4 protein-coding genes and 1 pseudogene are annotated in these 2,678 nt (G+C 65.3%); 2 read left to right on the plus strand and 3 right to left on the minus strand.

Features of this window, described 5'->3' with window-relative positions:
• A partial coding sequence (locus ACL02T_RS35180; protein ID WP_503129111.1) for an FDXHR family putative zinc-binding protein occupies positions 1–216 on the minus strand: 216 nt, incomplete at its 3' end.
• A gap of 124 nt (positions 217–340) precedes the next feature.
• Here ACL02T_RS35180 and ACL02T_RS34725 point away from each other — a divergent pair.
• Positions 341–685 (plus strand): histone-like nucleoid-structuring protein Lsr2, encoded by a 345-nt coding sequence (locus ACL02T_RS34725; RefSeq protein WP_412835067.1) that lies wholly within the window; start codon positions 341–343, stop codon positions 683–685.
• 97 nt (positions 686–782) lie between these two features.
• Positions 783–1,292, plus strand: a complete 510-nt coding sequence (locus ACL02T_RS34730) for an ImmA/IrrE family metallo-endopeptidase (protein ID WP_412835068.1) — start codon at positions 783–785, stop codon at positions 1,290–1,292.
• 273 nt (positions 1,293–1,565) lie between these two features.
• Here the strand turns inward: ACL02T_RS34730 and ACL02T_RS34735 are convergent, their stop codons facing one another.
• Positions 1,566–2,036 (minus strand): hemerythrin domain-containing protein, encoded by a 471-nt coding sequence (locus tag ACL02T_RS34735; RefSeq protein WP_412835069.1) that lies wholly within the window; start codon positions 2,034–2,036, stop codon positions 1,566–1,568.
• 91 nt (positions 2,037–2,127) lie between these two features.
• Positions 2,128–2,678 (minus strand): annotated as a pseudogene (locus ACL02T_RS34740) (hypothetical protein); the annotation flags it as partial.

The following is a 2,678-nucleotide window of genomic DNA, read 5'->3' on the forward strand; positions in this document are numbered from 1 at the left end:
TTGGATACAGGAGCCGGTCGCGCGGTGGGCATCGAACAGCGCCGCGTCGTCGAAGGTGTGACAACAGCAGCGGCAATGCGCCCGATCCATCCTCACCCACACGCTGCCACAAGCCCGACAGCGCAACGTCGCCATCTCGGGCCTATCCCGCATGACCGGCAAAACTACCGCCACATCGCGCACCGCACCGCACGACCCGCCGTATGTGGCGCACATCCTGAGATCGGCGCCGAGTCCCTGACGGCATCAGGAGCCCCGACCGTGTGGTCGACTTGCCCGCATCCTGATTGTTGCCGTAGAAACCATACTGAACCCCTTCGAGAACTGAGTGAGGACGCGAGTGGCTCGACACGTCCAGACCACCCTGGTCGACGATATCGACGGCGGCACCGCCGACGAATCCATACTGTTCAGCTGGAACGGAACATCCTACGAGATCGATCTTTCCCAGAAGAACGCCGACGCGCTCCGCGCACTGCTTGAGCCCTACATCAAAGCCGGCCGTCACACCCGCTCCCGCACGCGCCGCCAGGCCCGCGGTAGCTCGCGGTCGGACACCACCAGCGGTAAGCAGCGCAACCAAGCGATCCGGGAATGGGCCCGCGCGCAAGGCCTGCAGATCGCCGATCGCGGACGCATCCCCATCGAGATCACGCTGCGGTACGACAACAGCCGGGCGGACTAGAGCGTGTCCCGCGGATCATGGGACGGGGTCGCGTAGCCAGATCCTGATCGAGGCGACGTCGACGGTTCCGCGGAAGATGAAGTCACAGTCGTAGCGGGTGGGCGATCGCGCGGTGGCCCTTGAGCTTGTTGATGGCGCGCTCGACGACGTTGCGCTGCTTGTAGCCACGTCGTTGACTTGCCTGCGCCGGACATGCCCAGCCGCCGCCATCCGGCACTTCCAGCGTGAGGGCAACGGGCAGGTCTCAGGTTTCGCCCTGCTCGTCGACGACCGACACCTCATCGCCTACAACGACGCTCACGGTATTGAGCTAGTCCGCTCGACGATGACGCACGAAGTCAGCCACGTCGTCCTCCAGCACGAGCCGATGCTCCGAGTAGTCGGCGACAAGGGTTGCGTCGACAACTCCGATGTGGATCAAGAAGCTGAAGCCACGGAACTAGGCGGTGAGCTCTTGATTCCGGCACAGGTCGCCAAGAAAGCTGCAATTGACCAGCGCCCAGCGGAAGACCTTGCTTGCCAGTTCCAGACAAGCGCCGAACTCGCACGATGGAGAATGAACGTCTCGGGCGGTCATCAGATTCGCAGACGCAGCAGGGCGCGCTAGAGGCCAACTCGGGCTCCGGCTACAAATAGCGGGTTAGGTTCTTGGTGTCAAGCACCTCGTTGGCGTGATGGCTGCTGCCGAGCTCGGATGGGGGCGAAGAGGAAGGGGACCGAACCTGCGCCCAAGGCGGTAAGTTCGGTCGGGGCGCGGCCCCTGCCGCTGGAGGAGGTGTGGACAAGGCTCTCTCCCCCCGCATGGCGGATCCAGTAGACGGACCCGGAACGAAGCACAGAAGAATTCCTGTTGGCGGACGCGCGATGTTCTGGGCGGGCTTTATAGGGGTCCGAGAACATCGCTTGGGTCTGCGTCGAGAGCGAGGGTTTCGAGGACGGTGAGGAGTTCACGTTCCTCGTATCGGAAGTGGGACTCCATGATCGCGGCGATCCCTTCCAGATGTCCTTCCAGCTTGTCTGGCGGTAAGCCCCGCTCGGTGGCCGCCTGCAAAGCCGCGATGAGGTGAGCGATCATCGAGTGATCCTGTTCCAGTTTCCGCAGGGTCGGCCCCAGCTCTGGGTGTGCGGCGGCGATCGCGGGGAACAGCTCCCGGTCCTCGCCCTCATGATGGCCGGTCAGTGCGGTGCAGAAGCCGTGGCAGAACAGCAACAACTCGCGGGTGGGCGGACCTGTCGGCTGGCCGGCTTTCACGGCGGCCTGCGTCACCCGGAGTGCTTCGCGGAGCCGCCCGTGGACGGCTCGGAGTTCGTTGCTCCAGGCGATGAGCCTGGTCTTCTCGCCCTCAGTCACGAGAGGGCGAAGGGAACGACGTGATCATCGTCGTGCTCCTTCAGATCCCACGCCTCCATGCCTGACACTGCCTGCCACCAGCACGCGACGCTCACTCCAGGCTATCCGAGACGTCCCGCATCGGTTCTCGCTGGGCGATGTAGGCGGCCCAGTCTCGGGCGGCGAGGGCGGCCCATTTGACGGCGGTCTTGTCGGCGATGCCGATGAGTTCGGCGAGGACGGGTGCGGGGACTTGCCCGGCCAGGGCGAACATGGCTGCGTGTCGTGAGTGGCCGGGGCTGACGCCGGCGGCGACGAGGTGGCCGCGGAAGGTCTCGCGGACGAGGTGGCGTCCGGGGTGTCTGCCGGGGAACAGCCAGCCGTGGTCGGTGCTCGCGATCGAGGGTGTGCCGGGGCGGGTGAGGTAGCGGCGGATCAGGTCGTCCAGGCCGGGCGGCATCTCGACGGGAACCGCCTCGAAGGCGACGATCACCCTGGCCTCGTCGAGGCTGATCTGGTCGGTGCGCATCGCGACGATGGTCTGGAGGGGCTGGGCGAACAGGAGGGTGAACAGTCCACCGATCCGTGCGTAGAGGGCGACGTCCTCGTCATGGAGTAACCGGTTGATCTGGTCCCAGCGGCCGGCGTCGGTGACGGTCACCT

The sequence above is a fragment of the Pseudonocardia oceanicola genome, from assembly GCF_047200735.1.
Classification (GTDB): Bacteria; Actinomycetota; Actinomycetes; order Mycobacteriales; family Pseudonocardiaceae; genus Pseudonocardia.